This is a genomic window from Streptomyces sp. NPDC088923 (assembly GCF_044749745.1).
Taxonomy (GTDB): Bacteria; Actinomycetota; Actinomycetes; order Streptomycetales; family Streptomycetaceae; genus Streptomyces.
The window spans coordinates 1,375,089-1,393,880 of the sequence record NZ_JBIVIO010000001.1; the positions used below are offsets into that span (position 1 = coordinate 1,375,089).

The following is an 18,792-nucleotide window of genomic DNA, read 5'->3' on the forward strand; positions in this document are numbered from 1 at the left end:
CGAAACCTCCCCATTGGTAAGGTGACGAGCGCAGATCACCGTGCCAAGGGGGAGGCGCCGGAGTGATTCGGATATTGCTCGCTGAAGACATGAACATGGTCCGGGGCGCGTTGGTCGCGCTGCTCGACCTGGAGAGCGATCTAGAGGTCGTCTGCGAACTGGAGCGCGGGGACGAGATCCTGGACGCGGCTCTGCGGGCCCGGCCCGATGTCGCCGTGATCGACATCGACCTGCCGGGTCTCGACGGCCTCAGCGCCGCCGTCCAGCTCCACGAGCGCCTGCCCGGTTGCAAGACCCTGATGCTCACCAGCCTCGGCCGTCCCGGCACCCTGCGCCGGGCCCTCGCCGCCGAGGTGCACGGCTATCTCCTCAAGGACGAGTCGCCCGCCGAACTGGCGCACGCCATCAGGCGGGTGGCCGCGGGCCACCGGGTCATCGACTCGAAGCTCGCGCTCGCCTCGTGGAACGGTGCCCAGAGCCCGCTGACCGAGCGCGAGACGGAGGTGCTGCGCCTGGCCGCCGACGGCTCGGAGGCCAAGGAGATCGCGACGGCTCTGCACCTGTCGACCGGTACGGTGCGCAACTACCTGACGACGGTGGTCGCCAAGCTGAACGCACGCAACAGGGTCGACGCGATCCGTATCGCGCGGGACACGGGCTGGCTCGTCTAGGCCGTGTCCCGCGGATCTTCGTGGGCCCGCGGCCCAGCCGCTCAGTCCACGCTGCCGCTCCGGGCCTCCGACGGTGCCGCCATCCCGGCCGCCACCAGATAGCGGATGACCCCCTCGGTGATCTGGGGCGGCAGCGGGAGCGTGGCCGTGGCGGTGTCCGGAGTGACGGGCCAGGCGAGCAGCGCCACCACGAGGGCCGCCTCCGGCCGGTGCAGCACGACCCGGTGCGGACTGCCCGCGGCCTCCAGCGCGATGCCGGAGTCGAGCACGGTCAGCACGACGTGGCGCGGCAGCTGTACGGACCGGTGCCCCGGAAGCCAGACCAGCGTGAAGGGCGCGTGCGCCGCCACCGGGAAGACCGACAGGAGCGGACCGCCGAGGTCGTCGAGGCCGAGCGTACGCACCACCAGGTGGGAGAGCTTGCTCAGCGTGGGCAGCACGGCCGTGTACAGCTCGCTCTTCTCCGGCGTCGCGTTGGCGAGGACGACGGGCCCCAGCTCCATCCGGCGCAGAGCCTCGCGCACCGCGGCGCCCGGCCGCTCGACGTGATCGACCCCCCAGCGACTGCTGAGCGCCAACTGCCCGCTCTTCTCCTGGTGTTCGACGACCACGTCCTCGGACAGCGACCAGAGGTGGATCGTGAGGGCTTCGGCAGGCGTGGGCCGCATGGCCGCTCTTTCCTTTCGGGGTGCCGGGCGCGGGTCAGAACGCGACGAGCGCGCGGACCGGGGCGTCGAGCCGGGGCTCGTCCGCCAGCACCCAGCGGTGCAGCTCCTGGAGTCGGCGGGAGGGCTCGATCCCCAGCTCCCCCACGGTCGCCTCGCGCAGCCGGCGGAACGCCTCAAGGGCCTGCGAGGGACGGCCGCTGCGGTAGAGCGCGACGATGAGGTGCGCGTGCAGGCTCTCCTGGAGGGGGTGCAGGGTGGTGAGCGCGGTCAGTTCGCTCAGCAGCTGGGAGTGGCGCCCCAGCCGCAACTCCGCCTCGATGCGGTTCTCCACGGCGGTGAGGCGCGCCTCGTCGAGCCGCAGCGCCTCGGCGAGGAGCGCCCCCGAGACACGTACGTCACTGAGGGCCTGCCCGCGCCACAGCCCGAGCCCCGCCGACAGGAGCCGGACGCCGCGCTCGTCCTCCCCTTCGGCGATGGCCCTGTTGCCCTGCCGGACCAGGTCCTCGAAATCGTCGGCGTCGAGCCGGGTGCGCGACATGCCGAGCAGGTACCCGCCGTGCCCTCGGGCCAGGATCTCCTTGGCGCTCACGCCGGGGCTCAGCCGCGCGGCCGCGGGCGCGATGCGCTGCCGCAGCTGCTTCACGTACGTCTGCACGGCCGCCGACGGCCCGGCGGGCGGGCAGCCCTCCCACAGCTCGTCCGTGATCGTGGCCATGCTCACCTCGCGACCGGCGGCTGTCGCGAGCAGCGCGAGCAGCCTGCGCTGCTGGGAGGCGCTGGGAACGATGGATACCCCGCCGACCGTGGCCGTGAACGGCCCCAGCAGCCCGATGTCCAGATTCGACATGCCAGGTTCCCTTCTCTCGATGGTGCGAGCCTGGCACGGGTGATCAACCGGCCGACAGTGAGTGCGCCACGAGAAGGGGATGATTGTTGCGAGCCACCGGCATGAGAACTTCATACGCCCCAGGTCACGGGCCCGCCCCGGCCGGAACGCCGCATTCCCGGGCCCACGGCGGGGCGGGGTCCGGGGCGAGCGTCACGAGGCGTGAAGGCGGGAACGACCCCGCGGAACGAGGGCTCCGGGAGCCGCGCCGAAGCCGGGTGCCGGTGACGCGGTGGACGCGCGAGGGGGAAGGGCCCGGCTCCTGGGAGCCGGGCCCTTCCCCCTCGCGTCGTCTTCGCCCCTACCGGAGGGGCCGGTCCGCGTCGCGGGCCGCGCGTTCCTCGTTGCGGGCCTTGATGCGGGCGGCTTCCTTGCGGGTTTCGGTCCGGGTGGCGCGTTCCTGGCGGAGCCAGTCGGGGCACTCCTGCTTGAGGGCCTCGATCTGGGCGGTGGTGAGGGGGTCGGTGATGCCGCCGCGGGCGAGGCCCGCGATCGAGATCTCCAGGCGCTCGGCGATCACCGGGCGGGGGTGGGGGCCGTTGCGGCGCAGCTCGCGGAGCCACTCGGGCGGCTCGGCCTGGAGCGCGTTCAGCTCGTCGCGTGAGACGGGGCCCTCCCGGAACTCGGCGGGGGTGGCTTCCAGGTACACACCCAGCTTCTTCGCCGCGGTCGCGGGCTTCATGGTCTGGGTGGTCTTGTGCGACGTCATACGTCCAGCGTAACGAGTGCCCGGCGCTCGTGACGCCACGGCCGCCGGTAGCCTGGAGCGGTGACTGGCTCGGACGCTTCCCCTTCGTTCACGCTCGCCTACGTTCCCGGCGTGACCCCCACGAAGTGGGTGCGGGTCTGGAACGAGCGGCTTCCCCATGTTCCCCTGACCCTCACGGCCGCCCCGGCGGGCGAGGCCGAGGGCCTGCTGCGCGCGCGGGGCGCCGACGCCGGGTTCCTGCGGCTGCCCGTGGACCGTACGGACATGAGCGCCATCCCGCTGTACACCGAGGCCACCGTCGTCGTGATCCCCAAGGACCACCTCGTCGCGATCGCCGAGGAGGTCACGACGGCGGACCTCGCCGACGAGACCGTGCTGCACCCGCTCGACGACGTACTGGAGTGGGAGGCGCTCCCCGGGCACCCCGCCAACGAGCGACCCGCGACGACCGCCGACGCCGTCGAGCTGGTGGCGGCCGGGATCGGCGTGCTCGTCGTGCCCCAGTCCCTCGCCCGGCTCCACCACCGCCGCGACCTCACCTACCGCACGGTCACGGACGCCCCCGTCTCGCGCGTCGCGCTCGCCTGGCCCGAGGACGCGACGACGGACCTGGTCGAGCAGTTCATCGGCATCGTCCGGGGCCGTACGGTCAACAGCAGCCGCGGCCCGAAGCAGGCCACGCCGGAGCGGGGCGGGGCGGGGGAGCGGAAGCGTGGGCCGGGCGGTGGCGGTGGCACCGGGGGTGCCGGAGGCGGCAAGGGGCAGGGGCGGCGCGGGGGTGGCGGCGGTACGGGCAAGGGGGCCGCGAGGGGCGGGACGAAGGGCTCGGCGACGGGCGGTTCCCGGGGCGCGGCCAAGCGCGGGAAGCCGCGCAAGCGCCCGTAGACCCGGAGCGGCCCCCGTGGACGCGGAGCCGCCCTCGTCCGGACGGACCCGCCCCGTTTCGCCCTTCCGTCCCCGCCCCCTCCGGTAGGGTCGCGGCGGACGGGAAGGGGGCTTCCGGTGGGGGATCGGCTGGCGTTCCGGGTGCTCGGGGCGGTCTCCGCGACCGTGGACGGGCAGCCGGTCCCGACGGGCGGCGCCCGGCAACGGACCGTGCTCGCCCTGCTGTTGGTGAACCCCGGGCGGACCGTCCCCGTCGACGCGCTCGTCGAAGCCGTGTGGAACGGCTCGCCCCCCGCCACCGCGCGCACCCAGATCGCGATCGTCGTCGCCCGCCTGCGCAAAGCGCTCAAGGCCGCCGGAGTGGAAGAGGACGTCGTCGTCACCGCGTCCCCCGGGTACGTCCTGCGCCTCGACGATCCCCTGTGCGTGGACGCGGCCGCGTTCGCCGCGCTCGTCGAGGAGGCGGGGGCGGCCGCCGGGCAGCGACGGTACGAGCGGGCCGCCGCGCGCTACGCGGAGGCGTTCGCGCTCTGGACCGGGCCGGCCTTCGACGGCGTCGTCGCTCGCGCGGCCGAGGACGAGGCGGCTCGTCTGGAGGAGCGCAGGCGCGGTGCGCACGACGAGTTCACCGCCGTCCGGCTCGCGCTCGGCGAGCATCAGTCGCTCGTACCCGAACTCGCCGCGCTGGTGAGGGAAGAGCCGTTGCGGGAGCGACCTCGCCGCCACCTCATGCTCGCCCTGTACCGCTCCGGGCGGCGCGCGGAGGCGCTCGCGAGCTACCGCGAGGGGCGCGAGCGCTCCGTGGCGGAACTCGGCGTGGAACCCGGTCCCGCGCTGCGGTCCCTGCACGAGGAGTTGCTGCGCGAGGAGCCGACGGAGCTGCCGCGTTCCGGTCTGTACCCCTCTCCTCGCGAATTGCCCCCGGACCCGCCGGGATTCGTCGGCCGGGACGACGAACTCGACCGGCTCGACGCGCTGTTCGCGCAGGACGGGCCCGCTCTCGGTCTCGTCACCGGTACGGCGGGGGTCGGCAAGACCGGTCTCGCCGTGCGCTGGGCCCACCGGGCCGCCGCGCACTTCCCCGACGGGCTGCTCTTCGCGGATCTGCGAGGCTACGACGAGGAGCCGGAGCCGGTGCGCGCCACGGACGTCATCGGCCGCTTCTTGCGCGCACTCGGCGTACGGCCCGAGCAACTGCCGCCGGAAGAAGAGGAATTGGTGGCCCTGTACCGCAGTGTGCTCGCCGGTCGGCGGGTGTTGCTGGTGCTGGACAATGTGCGCGGCCACGAGCGGCTCGCGCCGCTGCTGCCCGGCGGCGGCGGAAGCGCCGTGCTCGTCACGAGCCGCGAGCCCCTGCCCGAACTGGTCGCGTGGCCGCCCCGGGCGCGCGTGCACCTCGGGGTGCTGCCCCCCGCGGAGGCCGTCGGACTGCTCGCCGTGATCGCGGGCGAGGACCGGGTCGCGGGCGCCCCCGAGGACGCCGCCCGCCTCGCCGAACTGTGCGACCGGCTGCCGCTCGCCCTCCGCGTCGCCGCCGCGCGGCTCGCCTCCAAACCGCACTGGACCGTGGGCCACCTCGTCAGGCGGCTCGCCGACGAGCACCGCCGGCTCGATGAGCTGAGCCGGGACGGCGCCCGGGTGCGTGCGGGCTTCGAGGTCTCGTACCGCTGCTTGTCGCGCGAGGCGGCGCGGCTCTACCGGGGGCTCGGGCTGCTCGACGTACCGGACTTCACGGCGTGGGTCGCCGGGGCGCTGCTCGGCGTCGGCGCGCCCGAGGGCGAACGGCTCGTCGAGGACCTGGTCGACGCGCGCTTCCTCGACGTCGTGGGCGCCGACGCGACCGGGCGGCTGCGCTATCGCCTGCCGAACCTGCTGCGCCTGCACGCGCGCGAACAGGCCCGCGCTGAAGAGTCCGCGGAGGAGCAACGGGCAATGCTGGAACAGGTGTTCGGCGTGTACGTGCTGCTCGCCGAGGAGGCGTACCGGCGTGAGTACGGGTCTGACGGCGAGGTGGTCCGGCACGCGGCGACGCCCTCGCGCGCCGTGCCCGCGGCGTCCTCGCGGGGGCTGGACACCGAGACGCGCGAGGCGCTGCTCGCCGTGCCGCTTCAGTGGCTGGAGGCGGAGCGGCTCGCGCTCGTCGCCGTCGTCGTGCAGGCGGCGGGGCTCGGCCTCGCGGAGGCGGCCTGGCGGATCACCGCGGCGGCCTCGGTGCTCTTCGACACACGCAACTACCCGGACGACTGCCAGGTCTGCGCACGGGCCGCGCTCGCCGCCTGCGAGGAGACCGGCGACCGGCGCGGGCTCGCCGCCATGCTGCACGAACTCGGCGCCGTCGAGCAGGCCCACCGCCGCCTCGACGCCGCGCACGCCTACTACGCGAGGGCGTTGGAGCTGTGCGAGGAGCTGGGCGAGGACCGCGGGCGGGCGCGGAATCTGCGCAACCTCGCGATGATCGAGCGCTTCCGCGGGGACCTCGGCTCCGCCGTACGGCGGCTCGACAGCGCACGGGAGCTGGGGCACGCGGCGGCGGACCGGCAGGGCGAGGCGCTCGCGCTCGGCGGGCTCGCGCAGATCGCGCTGGAGCGCGGCGAGGACGCGCACGCCCTCGCGCTCGCCGAGGAGGCGGTACGGCTCGGCGCGGGCAACGCGCGCGGCCTCGCCCAGGCGCTGCATCGCCTGGGTCAGGCGCACTTGGCGTGCGGCGCGTACGGCGTGGCCGAGGAGGTGTTCGCGCGGGTCGTGGAGCTGGTGTGGGCCAAGGAGGACCGCGTCGGACTCGTGTACGCGAGCCTCGGGCTCGGCGAGAGTCTGCTCGGAGCGCACGAAGTAGAGCGTGCGGCACAGACGTTGAGCGATGCGCTCGTCGAAGTCGCCCATATCCGCGACCCGCTTGTCGACGGCCGCGTGCACCTGGCACTCGCCGAGGCCCGGCATCGGCAGGGTCGGCTTGCCGAGGCGCGCGATCAACTCGTCGCGGCACAGGCGGCCTTCGCGTTGACCGGGGCGCGGGGGTGGCTCGCGCGGACGGAGGCGGTTCGCGCGCGACTGGAGGCGGAGGGCGGCGTCGGCCGCGTACCGGGGCCTTGAGCCGTCCCCGCGCCGGAGCCGGGAGCCGCTCCCGTACCGGTGCGGGAAGCAGCTCCGGCACCGGAACCGGCAGGCACCCCCGCCCCCGTGCCGATCCCGCCCACGCCCCCTGATAACCGCCCGATAACCCGGTGATAACCCCGCCCGCTAGCTTCGGCCCGACAAGCAGCGGGGCAGCGGCATCCGGGCACCGGGCCGCGGGGAGAGGACGGGTCACGGATGAGGACCGAGCGGCAGCTCGTGGGGGCGCGCGGGGGTACGGGGGGCAGCGGCAGTGCGCTGCGGCTCGAAGCCGTCACCAAGGTGTACGGCAGGGGCGGGCGCGAGGTGACGGCGCTCGACGGGGTCGGGGTCGAGATCCCGCACGGCTCGTTCACCGCCGTCATGGGGCCCTCCGGCTCGGGGAAGTCGACCTTCCTGCACTGCGCCGCCGGGCTCGACGTGCCGTCGTCGGGGCGGGCCTGGATCGGGGACACCGAACTCGGCGGCATGAAGGAGACGGAGCTGACGAAGCTGCGCCGGCGCCGCGTCGGCTTCGTGTTCCAGGCGTTCAACCTCGTGCCCTCGCTGTCGGTGCGGCAGAACGTCGAACTGCCCCTGCGCCTCGCGGGTGAGCGACTCGATCCCGCGTGGCTCGACGAGATCCTCGCGCGCGTCGGCCTCGAAGGCCGCGCCGCGCACCGCCCCGCCGAGCTGTCCGGCGGTCAGCAGCAGCGCGTCGCGATCGCCCGCGCCCTCGTCACACGCCCCGATGTCGTCTTCGGCGACGAGCCGACCGGTGCGCTCGACACCGTGACCGCGCGCGAGGTCCTGTCGCTCCTGCGCTCCTGCGTCGACGACGCCGGGCAGACCGTCGTCATGGTCACGCACGACCCCGTCGCCGCCTCGTACGCCGACACCGTCCTCTTCCTCGCGGACGGCAGGCTCGCGGGGCACATGGACGCGCCGACGGCGGACCGCGTCGCGGACCGCATGACCCGGCTCGGAGCGTGGGCCTGATGCTGCGCTACGCCTTGCAGAGCGTACGGGCCCGAAAGGGCGGCTTCCTCGCCGCGTTCCTCGCGCTGCTGTGCGCCGCCGCGCTCGTCACCGCGTGCGGCGCCCTCCTGGAGACCGGCCTGCGCGGCACGATCGGCACGGAGCGGTACGCGGCCGCGCCGGTCGTCGTCGGCGGGGACCAGTACGTCCACCGGACGACGGTCACGAAGAAGAAGGGGAAGACGAAGACCAAGCACAAGGCGAAGCCGATCACCGAACGTGCGTGGCTGTCCGCCGAGTTCACCCAGCGGCTGGCCCGGGTGCGGGGCGTGCGGGCCGTCGTGCCGGAGGTGACCTTCCCCGCGTACGCGGTGACGGGGGCGGGACAGGGCGGCGGCGAGGGAGCGAGCGGTGGGCGGGTCCTCGGCGGACCGGACGGCAAGAGCTCGTACGGGCACGCCTGGACCTCCGCGGTACTGACCCCCTTCCGGCTGCTCGACGGCACCGCGCCCACCGCATCCGACGAGGTCGTCGTCGACCGCGAACTCGCCCGTCGCGCCGGGGTGGAGACCGGGGCACGGCTCACCGTCCAGGCGACCGGCGCCCCGCGCACCTACCGCGTGAGCGGTGTCGCCGCGGCCGAGGGCGGCGATCTCACCCAGCAGTCCTCTCTCTTCTTCTCCACCGCCGAGGCCGAGCGGCTCTCCGGTCGTCCCGGGCAGGTGGCCGCCCTCGGCGTGCTGCCCGCGAAGGGCGTCGGTACGGGGAAAGTCGCCGCGCGCGTGCGGGAAGCGCTCGACGGGACGGGCGCGCACGTCGCCACCGGCGGTGACCGCGGTCCCGTCGAGTTCCTCGACGCGGCGGGTGCCCGCGTCAAGCTCGTCTCGATGGGGGGCGCGATCGGCGGCACAGCGCTGCTCGTGGCGGTCCTCGTCGTCGTCGGCACCTTCGCGCTGTCGCTCCAGCAGCGCCACCGCGAACTCGCCCTCCTGCGCGCGGTCGCGGCGACCCCCCGGCAGGTGCGGCAGCTCATCGGGCGCGAGGCCCTGCTCGTCGGGCTGCTCGCCGGGGTCGTCGGCTCGCTCGCCGGGCTGCCGCTCGCCGCCTGGCTGCACGGCAGGTTCGTGGCCCTCGGCGCGATCCCCGAGACGCTCGAACTCGCCCACTCCGTCTTCCCGTCGCTCGCCGCTGTGGCCGCCTCGCTGCTCGCCGCCTGGTCGGCGGCGCGGATCTCCGCGCGCCGCACCGCCCGGATACGCCCCGCCGAGGCGCTCGCCGAAGCCGCCGTCGAACGCCGTACGGGGTGGGGGCGGCTCCTCGTGGGCGCGGTGGCCTTCGCCGCCGGCGTCGTGCTGCTCCTCGTACTGGGCCGACTGCACACCGAGCCGGCCTCGACGCCCGTCACCTTCCTGACGGTCGTCGTGCTCGCCGTCGCCGTCGCGCTCCTCGGCCCGCTCCTCGTGCGGCTCGCGGTCGCCGCGCTCGGCCTCCCGCTGCGCGTCTCGCGCGTCGCCGGGTACCTCGCGGCCGCCCACGTACGGGCCAACACCACGCGCATGGCCGCGGCGACCACCCCGCTCGTGCTGCTCATCGGCATGGCCTGCACGGTTCTCTTCGTGCCGACGACCATGGGCGAGGCCGCTTCCCGGCAGGCGGAGGCGGGCATCAGGGCGGACCGGGTGGTCACCTCCTCGGGGCCCGGGGTGCCCGCGGCGGCGGCCGGGAAGCTGCGCGAGGTGCCGGGCGTCACGGCCGTCACGGAGGTCGTCCGCACGTCCGTACGGGTCGGGCTCGACAAGTACGCGGCGCAGGGCCTGTCCACGGCGGGGCTGCGGCGGACGTGGGACCCGGATGTCGTACGAGGCCACCTCGCGGGCTTCGGCGCGGACAGCGTCGCGCTCAGCACACTCGCGGCCGACCACCTCGGCAAGAAGCCGGGCGACAGCCTGCGGCTGACGCTCGGGGACGGCACCGCGAAGACCTTGACGGTGGCCGCCGTCTACGCGCGCGGCCTCGGCTTCGGGGACGTGACCCTCGCCCACGCGCTCGTCGTCCGGCACGTCGACAACCCGCTCGCCTCCTCCGTACTCGTCACGACGCACGGCGCGGACCCCGCGCGACTCGCGGCCGCCGTCGCACAGTTCCCGGGCGTCGGCGTCCTCGATCGGGACCGCGCCGACGGTCTCCGTGCCGAGGTGCGGCGCGCCGACGACGAGGTCGAGTACCTCGCGATGGGCCTCGTCATCGCCTTCACCGCGATCGCCGTCGTCAACACCCTCGCCATGTCCGTCTCCGACCGCTCCCGCGAACTGGCCCTCCTCCGCCTCGTCGGCGCCACCCGCCGCCAGCTCCGGGCGATGCTCCGTACCGAATCCCTCATCGTCTTCCTCACGGCGGCGGCCCTCGGCACGACGATCGCGTACGCGGTCCTCACGGCGTTCGGCGTCGGCATGACGGGTGCGGCGTCCCCGGCGATCACCCCTTGGTGGTACGCAGCCGTCCTGGCCCTGGCGGCCACGCTGACCCTGCTCGCGACGCTGGTGCCGGGGAGAGTCGCGCTGCGGGGGCGGGCGGGGGAGGGGGTGGGGGCGCGGGAGTAGGGGGGCGGGGGGTTACGACTGGGGGATGATGTCTCCGTCCAGCGCGGCCTGGCGGATGTGCTGTGTCAGTTCGAGCTGATCGCGCAGTGCGCGTTCTCGCGCGTCCAGTTGGGCCATGGTGTCCGCGATGGAACGTTGCGTGGCGAGACCGGGCAGCGCCATGGGCAGCTCGGTAAGAGCCCGGCGAGGGATGGTGCGCATCCGCATGCTGCCCGTGGAGTGGTTTTCGAGCCACAGCCGCGCCTCGGGAGAGCGGAGGTACGCGACGAAGTAGTCGGCGTCCAGAAGGGCGGCGGGCGGGCGGAGGAGGAAGCACCCGGTGCCGCACATCCAGCCCTCCTGTTCGGCGCGGACGACGGCGGCCCTCCCCAGCTCTCCCCGGCGGGCCACGACGACATCGCCGGACTGGAGCCGAAAGCGGCGCAGCTCCCGGGCCTGCCGCTCGCTGATACGGCGGATGTCGGTCGTGCTGAAGCTGTTCCCCTTCAGGTTCTTGGGCATCACAACGGGCACACCGTCCGTTTCCTCGACGTAGTGCTCGGCTCGGACAAGGCTCCCCGAGGGGCCTGCGAGCAGGACGCCTGCATGCGAAGCGGCGGATGTCCCCGAGGCGGTGCCCACGAGTTCCCCGAGCCGCACCTGCTGCGCGCCCGTCTCGCTGAGGGCGGCACGCTCGCTCCGCTCGAAACTCCCGCGCAGGAGGGTGGTTGACCGCGAGGCCGACTCGGCCTGCTCCAGCAGAGCGTCCAGCAGGCCATGGGTGTCCCGTGCCGAGGCGGTCCGTTCCCGCGCCACATACAGGCGCGGGTCGAGAGAGCAGTCGCCGCCCTCCAAGATTTCCCCCCAGGAGACGGATTGGGAGAATTCCGGTTCGTCCGGTGTGGTGTGGGGCGAGCGGGACCATTTCTGGAAGCGCTCCGCGATGCGTCGCACGTCCTCGTCGCGCAGGATTCGCCTGCGGCGGGACCGCTTGCCGAGGCGGCTCGCGTCGATGAAGAGAACCGAGGAGTTGTCCCGGGCCGGCACGTGGCCGGTCGGGTCACCTGCGAGCAGCCAGATGTGCACAGGTATGCCTGTGTGGAGGAAGAGCCCTTCCGGCAGAGCGACGACAGCCAGGATCGCGCCCCGAAGCAGCATGTTCCTGCGGATTTCGGCCTCTGTGCCCCGTGCGGAAGCGGCGCCGGTCGGCATGATGACGGCGGCGCGGCCCTTGCCGTTCAGCCGACTCCACGCGAACTGCAGCCAGGCGAAGTTGGCGTTCGACTCGGGAGGGGCACCGAAGGGCCAGCGGAGGTCAGCGAGGTTGGTGACCCGCTGGTTGAAGGGCGGGTTGAGCATCACGTAATCCGCTGGGTCGCCGCCGGGGTCCCGGAAGAGGGACTCAGGGGCGGAGGCACGTACGGAGAACTCCTCGATGCCGTGCACCGCCAGATTGAGCGCGGCCAGCCCGGGGTTGCGGTGGTCCATGGTGTAGCCCTTGAGCGAGGCGTCATCACCGCGACCGTGGTTCTCGGCGACGTACCGCGCTGCGGCCACAAGGAAACCGCCGGTACCGCACGCGGGGTCCAGCACGCGCCCGCCCGGCTGGACGGAGAGCGCCTCGGCCGCCAGATCCGTGAGCTGCCGAGGGGTGTAGAACTCGCCCCTCTGCGAGTCGCTTTCACCAGAGTAGCGCTCCAGGAGCAGACCGCTGACCTCTCCCAAGCCCGCCTGGTCCGTCTCTTTGCCGGTGCTCTCCTGAAGCGCGGTGAGGAAGGCGGCCGCCCACGGCAGCTCGTCGGCCACCCTCTCGCCGTCGGGGAAGGCGGCGTCCAGGTGGGGGGAGAGGCGTGGGCCGAGCTGTTCATGCTGGGTGGCAAGGCGGGCAGCGCCGCGCAAATCACTCAACGGCGAGTATCCGAGGCCGGCTTCCGTGACCGCCCTCGTCCACCGCCGACCGAATTCCGGGCCGAAGGTCTTCGCCGATCTTGCAAACCTGGCCAGGACCAGGATCGCGAACATGGCGTCCAGATCGTGCTCCGTGCTGCGGCCACGTCGATACGGGATGTATGCCCGCCACAATCGGTCGACGATGTCCGTGGCTGGGCTTTTCTCCTGGTGCGCGTGCATCGCCACTCCCTTTCCGCGCGCGTTCACTTCGTCCGGGCGATGAGATACACGATTGCCCCCAGGCACACCGCTACCGCGGGGACAAGCAGGAGCAGGAACAAGCGCAGCGTAGTCGCCGTGCTCAGCATCGCCCTGCCCAGCAGATCGAAGAAGTCCTTCACCTTTTGCCACCCCGTCGTGCGCAGCGTTGCTGCGATAGATTCCCGATCCGCTAGCGCCCCCTGATCGCTCGTCAGGAGAGCCGCCTTGATCGAAATTAGCAGGGGTGTGCCTTGCGGCCGGGGTGGAGCAGAGGGCCCGCCTTCTCGACCCTGCTCGTTGCGCAGCATTGCTGCGCAACGAAGGTCGGCGAATTCGCGCTGCTCCGGCGGTCCCAAGGGCGAGGCGTCGCGGGAGGGGTAGAAGGTGTACAGAGGGTCAGAAGGTGACGCGGATCACGTCGGGACGATTGCCTTGATGTGTGGGGCAAGGGCTCAAACGGAATGTGTGGCCTTCAGCTCCTCGGCCACCGCTGCCCTGATGCGGCTCTCCTCACGCCGTGCGCGGCGGCGGCGCAGGCGCAGGCTTGTCGCCGCGCAGGCGATGAGGAGCGCGAGTACGACGAGCAGGGTCCAGGGGATCGCCGTGCCGTGGGCCGTCGCCCGCACCGGGGTGAGGGGAGATGTCGAGCCGGAGGCGTCGGTCAGGAGTGGGGTCAGGGTGATCCTCGCCTCCAGCGCGAAGGACGGGTCACGCCCGTGACCGGGACCGTGACCTTCCAGCGTTCGCCGGGGAGGAGTTCGGGGGTGTCCTTCGGGTCCCGCACGTGAGCGGTGAACCACCCGAAGGGGCCGGTCAGTCCGGCCGTCTGGCGGGCCGCGACGGCCGCGTCGCCCGTGTTGTGGATCGTGTACGTCAGGGTCGCGTCCCCCCGCGCGAAGGGGCCGGCCGTGCCGTCGTACGAGACGTGCGCGTCCTCGACCGCGAGCGCCGGCTCCAGCGCGCCGGTCACGCGCAGCTTCACTTTGATGGCGGCGGTGCGGAGCCAGGCGCCGACGCACACCGACTTCCTCCCGGCCGCGAGCAGGTCGAGCGACCCGGTCTCCGTCGTGAAGCCGTCGGCCGCGTACACCGTGAGCGTGAGCGGCTTCCCGCCGCGGTTCGCGACGACCATCGCGTCCTCGACGTGGCCGCCGGGATTCACGCCGTAGCTGTAGCTGGAGCGGTCCTCGCCGTAGGAGTTCGGGGCGGTGCGGACCGTCCATGTGACGTCCTCGTCCGCCGCGCGCGCGGGCGCCGACGCGAACGCGGCGGTCAGGAGGAGGGCGGCGAGGAGGAGCGGGAGGAGGCGGAGGGGGGTGCGGATGGCGGTGGGCATCTCGGGTCCTGAGGGGGAGGGGAGCGGGGGGAGGGGCGGGCGCCGGGTGGGGCGCCCGCCCCAGGTACGTACGGCTCAGCTGCTCAGCGCGGTGATCGTCAGGGTCGCCCGGTACGAGCCCTTCGCGGCCGAACCCGGGATCTTCAGGTCCAGGTCCGCGCCGAGCTTCGCCTTGCCCTTGGCGTGGCCCTGCGTCGCGGAGCCGAGGCCGCGCGAGACGGACAGGCCCTTGCCCTGCGTGTCGAAGCCGGAGCCGATCGGCGCTCCGGTCTTCGCGCCCGCGCCCTCCTGGAGCACCTTCGGCGTCCAGCCGAGGTGGGAGCCCGAGAAGGTCTTGTCCGCGCCCTTGAAGTCGCCGACACTCGCGGAGACCGACCAGGGCGCGAGGGTGCGGCGGCTGTCGGTCACGGCTATCGGGTTGGTCGTCCCGGCCGCCTCGAAGTGGTCGCCGTCCTTGTCCTCGGCCGTACCGAGGTCGACGAGGCCGTTGTAGCCGTCGATCGTCCACCCGAATTCACCGGGCGCCGCCTCGGGCACGTCGACCTAAAGGTCCTGGCCGCCGCCGTGGTGCGGGTACACGGTGACCTTGTCGACGATCGAGCCGACCGGCTGCCCCTCGGGTGTGTTCGCGCAGTCGTCCTGCTTCAGCTCGACGGCCGCGTTGGGCGCCGCGCGCGTACCGCTGCGCAGGTTCTCGACGACCAGCTTGTCCTTGCGGACGCCGACCTTGACGTAGCTGCGCACGTGCTCCTGGTTCTGCACGGAGTTGTATCAGTAGCTGTCGGGGCGGAGCGGGTCGGCGCCGTTGCCCGCGCCGCTCGTGCCGCTGTTGTCGGGCGCGGTGATGTCGTAGTACTTCGAGCCCGAGGCCGAGTTGGCGGTCACGTAGAGGACGCCGCCGGGGCCCGGGTAGACCTCGTTCTGCCCCGGCTGCTCCTCCGGGTCCGCCTTCTGACCGTTCTTGATCAGGTAGCTGCGGGAGTAGCTGTGGTCGTGACCCTGGAGGACCAGGTCCACGCCGAGCTTCGAGAAAGCCGTCGGGAAGTCGGTTCTGCGGACCTTGTTGTCGCCGTCCTTGGCGTGCGAGGCGGGCGAGTAGATGGCGTGGTGGTAGACGAGCACCTTCCACTTCGCCTCGGAGCCGTGCTTCTCGATGATGTCGTTGACGTACGAGAGGTGCGCCGCGTCACCGCCGCCGCCCTGCGAGGTGGCGTAGCTGTTGCTGTTCAGGTCGATGAACAGCGTGTCCTTGTAGATGTACCAGGAGTCGCCGCCCGAGGTGTTCGAGGACGGGTTCCCGTTGGAGTAGTACGGGGCCGAGCGGTCGGTGTTCGGCGTGTACAGGTGCTGCTCGTACGCCTTGCCGCCGACGTCGTGGTCGCCGATCGTCGCCGCCCAGGGATACTGCTTCAGCTTCCCGGGGGCGAGGAAGGCGTTCCACTGCGACTCGTTGTTCGCGCTCTCGACCTGGTCGCCGCCGGAGACGAGGAGCTCCGCGTCCGGGTTGGCGGCGAGGGACACGTCGACGGTGTCCTCCCAGCCGGCCTGGTCCTTCGCGGTGTCGCCGGAGGAGCCGATCTGAGGGTCGCCGTAGAAGAGGAAGTCGTAATCGCCCTCGAAATCCCGTGTCGTGAAGGAGTGCGTGGGCGACCACGAACCCGCGGTGCCGACGCGGTACGAGTACGCGATGTGCTCCTGGAGCCCCGTGAGGGTCGCGTGCCGGTTGAAGCCGCCGCTCGTCGCGATGTTCGCGGAGCCGCTCGCGTCGAACACGGTGGCGTCGGCGGGGAATGCACCGTTCGTGAGCCGCGCGGTCGGGAGGAGTTGCACCTGCTGGGCGCTGTCCTCGGTGGTGTACCAGGAGACAGTGCGCTGGGTCTCGTTGGCGCCGACGCCGAGGATGATTCCGGTCGCGGACGCGGCGTCGGCCGCGGTGGCGGGCGCGGCGAGCGCGCCGCCGAGCGCCATCGTCATGCCCAGGATTCACACCGGAGCCCGACTCGTGGAAGGACGTGCACCCGCCGCGCGGCTACCGCGTCGTGCTGCTCACGGCCGGGGACGACGGCCCCACCAAGACGCTCGTGCGCGCGGTGCGGGAGTGGGGGCGGCGGAGGAGGTCGCGCTGCGCACCGTACGGGCCGAGGGGGAGCCCGACCTGCTGCCCTCGATCGGCCGGGCGATAGCCCTCGGCCCCCGATCTCGTCCTCGCGGTCGGCAACACGCTCGCCACCGTGACGCCCCACCACCTCGACCGCCGCTTCCTCGTCGTGGGCGCGGAGTTGGCGGAACCGACCGAGAACGTGACGGCGGCCGACTGGAGCGGGGCCTCGTTCCGGGGCGAGGGGCTGGGGATGTCCTCGACGTACGACGCGGTCTCGTTTACGCCCGCGCGGAGCGCGGCGGCCGTGCGGGCGGGAGTCGCGGCGGTGCTGCACGGGCTGACGGGGATCGTGGTGTGGGTGGACAAATACTGAGGGGCGGGGCGTGGCGGCGAGCGCCACGCCGATCGCGGTGAGGGTGCTCGGCGCGATGTTCGCGTACAGCCCTGTACCGGACCCGCGCCCGCCCGCGCCGAGCGGCCGTCGACGACCGCGCACGCCACGTCCGCCCGGCGTCAGTGGGAGGGCGGGGGCAGTTGTTCCGCGATCTTCGTGAGGAGGGAGTGCAGGGTCGTGCGCTCCTTCTCGTCCAGGGGGGCGAGGATGCCGTCCGTCACGGTGCGCATCGCGGTGTCGAAGCCCGCGATGTGCTCGTCCGCCTCCGGCGTCGCGTAGACGCGTTTGCTGCGTTCGTCGCCCGGCTCCGTACGGCGTTCGACGAGGCCCCGGCGTTCGAGGCCCTTGAGGAGGCTGGAGACGCTCGCCGCGCTGGTGCGGCTCGCCTCGGCGATGTCGCGCTGCATCGCGCCGGGGTTCTTGACCAGATAGCCGAGGGTGAACGCCTGCTCGTGACTGAGTTCGCGCTCCCTCATCCAGTCCTCGCCGCCCTTGCGCAGGGCCCAGACGATCCAGCGCATGAGGTCGAGGCTGTTCGTGGGGCCGATGTCCGGTGTGGCCATGACGAGAACCCTAAGCGTGAGCACTTCGGTTTGTTGACTGTTAGGGCTCTAAGAGTTAGCTTTCTAAGTGGGCCGCTCGACATCCACCTGTCGCGTGCGCCCCGTGGTGCCGTCCGCGCCGCACCGTGCCGCGCGTTTCCCGCGCCCCTCCCCTCCCGAGCAGCCCCGGCGTCCCCCGCCGCGCGCTCGAAACCGTCCGGGCCGGGCGCTCGAGGCTGCCCGAAAGGAGCACCGCCATGACCACCACACCTCCGGAAACCCCCGCGCCGCCCACGGATGCCGTGGGCACCAACCGCTGGTACCTCTCCAGCGCCCCTCTCCTGCGTGCCCTCGTCCACCTGTGCGTGCCGATGGCGGCGGGGACGGCCGTCAGCGCCGTCTACAACGTGATCAACTCCGGTTTCGTCGGCTCGCTGCACAGCACGGCGATGCTCGCGGCGATCACCTTTGGCACCCCGATGCTCGCCCTGGTGCTGGCCTTCGGCGGGGTCTTCGGCGTCGGCGGCGGCGCGCTCGTGTCGCGGCTGCTCGGGGCGGCCGAGCGGGAGCCCGCGAAGGCGGGCGAGATCCGGCACGTCTCCTCGTTCGCCGTGTGGGGCTCGGTGATCGCCGGGGCCGTGATCGCGGGGCTGGGGCTCCTGCTCCTGGACCCGATCGTGTCGGCGCTCGGCGCGGACGGGGCGGCGGCGGGACCGACGAGGCACTACGTCGCCGTGATGCTGGCCTTCGTGCCCGTGCTCGCCGCGTCGCTCTGCCTCGAAAACCTCGTACGGGCCGAGGGCGCCGCGCGTCAGGCGATGACGGGGCTGATCCTCTCGACCGTCGCGAACCTGGTCTTCGACGTCCTCTTCATCCTCGTGCTCGACTGGAACGTGGCGGGCGCCGCGGCGGCGGTCGGCCTCGGGAACGCCGTGAGCCTTGCCTACTGGGCCTTCTGGCTCCACCGCAACAGCGAGCACATGAGCCTCGCGCCGCGCTGGTTCACCTTGCGCGCCTCGGTGCTCAAGCCGGTCTTCGGGGTTGGCGGCGGACAGCTCCTCCAGGCCGGCTTCATGATCGTCACGAGCCTGCTGCTCAACAACTACGCCGCCCACTACGGCGACAGCCCGCTCGCGGCCATGGGGGTCGCCGTCCGTATCGCGCAGGTACCGGAGTTCCTGCTCATGGGCGTGACGATCGGGGTGCTGCCGTTGCTCGCCTACGCGTACGGGAAGGGCGACCGCACGCGCCTGAACGCCTCGCTGCGGGCCTCCGCCACGGCGGTCGGGGTCGTCGGCCTGTTCTTCTTCGCGGCGATCATCGGCTTCCGCGAGCAGGTCATCAAGATCTTCTCCTCGGACGACTCGGTCCTCGCCTTCGGTACGACGGTGCTGCTCGCGCAGCTCGTCGGCATGGTCGGCAACGGCTTCACCGGCCTGCTGACCACGCTCTTCCAGGCGACGGGCCGCGCGCGCCCGGCCCTCGTGATGGCCTCGGCGCCGGGGGTGCTGTTCATCCCGATCGTGATCCTGGGCAACCACTGGTTCGGCCTGGACGGCGTCATCTGGTCGCTGACGGCGACGGAGGTGATCGTTCTCTTCATCGGCTTCGGGATGTGGCTCGCCTCGCGCCGAGCGATCGACGAGGGCTTGGCGGAGGGGAGTCCGGAGCGGGCGGAGGAGGCGCTGGAGGAGGTCTGAGGGGGAGCGGGGGCGGAGGTACGGGGCGGGAGAGCCGGGCGGTTATACGGGGAGAGCCGGGCGGTGACGACACGCGCGTCACCGCCCGCCGCCGTCTCACCC

The 18,792-nt window shown here is 72.7% G+C and carries 15 protein-coding genes and 1 pseudogene; 7 read left to right on the plus strand and 9 right to left on the minus strand.

What is annotated here, in order from left to right; translation table 11 throughout:
- The first annotated feature begins 62 nt into the window (after positions 1–62).
- Positions 63–671 carry a DNA-binding response regulator gene (locus tag ACIP4O_RS06445; protein ID WP_401572201.1) on the plus strand — a complete coding sequence of 203 codons (609 nt, stop codon included), beginning with the start codon at positions 63–65 and terminating at the stop codon, positions 669–671.
- 41 nt (positions 672–712) lie between these two features.
- On the opposite strand, the gene ACIP4O_RS06450 is transcribed toward ACIP4O_RS06445, so the two are convergent.
- The 3 genes from ACIP4O_RS06450 to ACIP4O_RS06460 all read right to left on the minus strand — a co-directional run bounded on the left by ACIP4O_RS06450 (position 713) and on the right by ACIP4O_RS06460 (position 2,934).
- Positions 713–1,339 (minus strand): NADH oxidase, encoded by a 627-nt coding sequence (locus ACIP4O_RS06450; RefSeq protein ID WP_401572204.1) that lies wholly within the window; start codon positions 1,337–1,339, stop codon positions 713–715.
- 34 nt (positions 1,340–1,373) lie between these two features.
- A complete protein-coding gene (locus tag ACIP4O_RS06455) occupies positions 1,374–2,186 on the minus strand; it encodes a BTAD domain-containing putative transcriptional regulator (protein ID WP_401572207.1) in 813 nt (270 codons plus the stop codon).
- A gap of 340 nt (positions 2,187–2,526) precedes the next feature.
- Positions 2,527–2,934, minus strand: coding sequence for a DUF5997 family protein (locus ACIP4O_RS06460; RefSeq protein WP_401572209.1), 408 nt, complete (start codon positions 2,932–2,934; stop codon positions 2,527–2,529).
- Between the two features lie 60 nt (positions 2,935–2,994).
- Here ACIP4O_RS06460 and ACIP4O_RS06465 point away from each other — a divergent pair, with 60 nt between their 5' ends.
- The 4 genes from ACIP4O_RS06465 (at position 2,995) to ACIP4O_RS06480 (ending at position 10,487) form a co-directional block, all read left to right on the plus strand.
- On the plus strand, positions 2,995–3,819 hold the full coding sequence (locus ACIP4O_RS06465; protein ID WP_401572212.1) for a LysR family substrate-binding domain-containing protein: 825 nt from the start codon (positions 2,995–2,997) through the stop codon (positions 3,817–3,819).
- A gap of 117 nt (positions 3,820–3,936) precedes the next feature.
- Positions 3,937–6,909, plus strand: coding sequence for a BTAD domain-containing putative transcriptional regulator (locus ACIP4O_RS06470; RefSeq protein WP_401572215.1), 2,973 nt, complete (start codon positions 3,937–3,939; stop codon positions 6,907–6,909).
- A gap of 219 nt (positions 6,910–7,128) precedes the next feature.
- Entirely contained in the window at positions 7,129–7,908 is a 780-nt protein-coding gene (locus tag ACIP4O_RS06475) for an ABC transporter ATP-binding protein (RefSeq protein WP_401572218.1), read from the plus strand.
- Complete coding sequence (locus ACIP4O_RS06480) at positions 7,908–10,487, plus strand: ABC transporter permease (RefSeq protein WP_401572221.1); 2,580 nt, start codon at positions 7,908–7,910, stop codon at positions 10,485–10,487. The genes ACIP4O_RS06475 and ACIP4O_RS06480 overlap by 1 nt, the downstream gene beginning before the upstream one ends.
- Positions 10,488–10,499: 12 nt before the next feature.
- Here ACIP4O_RS06480 and ACIP4O_RS06485 read toward each other — a convergent pair whose 3' ends face one another.
- From ACIP4O_RS06485 to ACIP4O_RS06505, 5 genes and pseudogenes are all read right to left on the minus strand, one after another.
- Complete coding sequence (locus ACIP4O_RS06485; RefSeq protein ID WP_401572224.1) at positions 10,500–12,596, minus strand: N-6 DNA methylase; 2,097 nt, start codon at positions 12,594–12,596, stop codon at positions 10,500–10,502.
- 23 nt (positions 12,597–12,619) lie between these two features.
- Positions 12,620–12,757 carry a hypothetical protein gene (locus tag ACIP4O_RS06490; protein ID WP_401572226.1) on the minus strand — a complete coding sequence of 46 codons (138 nt, stop codon included), beginning with the start codon at positions 12,755–12,757 and terminating at the stop codon, positions 12,620–12,622.
- 312 nt (positions 12,758–13,069) lie between these two features.
- Positions 13,070–13,243 carry a hypothetical protein gene (locus tag ACIP4O_RS06495; RefSeq protein WP_401572229.1) on the minus strand — a complete coding sequence of 58 codons (174 nt, stop codon included), beginning with the start codon at positions 13,241–13,243 and terminating at the stop codon, positions 13,070–13,072.
- Positions 13,244–13,290: 47 nt separating this feature from the next.
- Positions 13,291–13,953, minus strand: coding sequence for a hypothetical protein (locus ACIP4O_RS06500; RefSeq protein ID WP_401572231.1), 663 nt, complete (start codon positions 13,951–13,953; stop codon positions 13,291–13,293).
- 75 nt (positions 13,954–14,028) lie between these two features.
- A pseudogene (locus ACIP4O_RS06505) lies at positions 14,029–15,927 on the minus strand (fibronectin type III domain-containing protein).
- Between the two features lie 257 nt (positions 15,928–16,184).
- On the opposite strand from ACIP4O_RS06505, the gene ACIP4O_RS06510 reads away from it, so the two are divergent.
- Positions 16,185–16,427: a hypothetical protein gene (locus tag ACIP4O_RS06510; RefSeq protein WP_401572234.1), complete on the plus strand. Its 243-nt coding sequence runs from the start codon at positions 16,185–16,187 to the stop codon at positions 16,425–16,427.
- Positions 16,428–16,567: 140 nt separating this feature from the next.
- On the opposite strand, the gene ACIP4O_RS06515 is transcribed toward ACIP4O_RS06510, so the two are convergent.
- The gene (locus ACIP4O_RS06515; RefSeq protein WP_401572237.1) at positions 16,568–17,011 is read right to left on the minus strand and encodes a MarR family winged helix-turn-helix transcriptional regulator; all 444 of its coding nucleotides are present in this window, start codon (positions 17,009–17,011) and stop codon (positions 16,568–16,570) included.
- Between the two features lie 236 nt (positions 17,012–17,247).
- On the opposite strand from ACIP4O_RS06515, the gene ACIP4O_RS06520 reads away from it, so the two are divergent.
- Positions 17,248–18,690, plus strand: a complete 1,443-nt coding sequence (locus tag ACIP4O_RS06520) for an MATE family efflux transporter (protein WP_401572240.1) — start codon at positions 17,248–17,250, stop codon at positions 18,688–18,690.
- Positions 18,691–18,792: the final 102 nt, after the last annotated feature.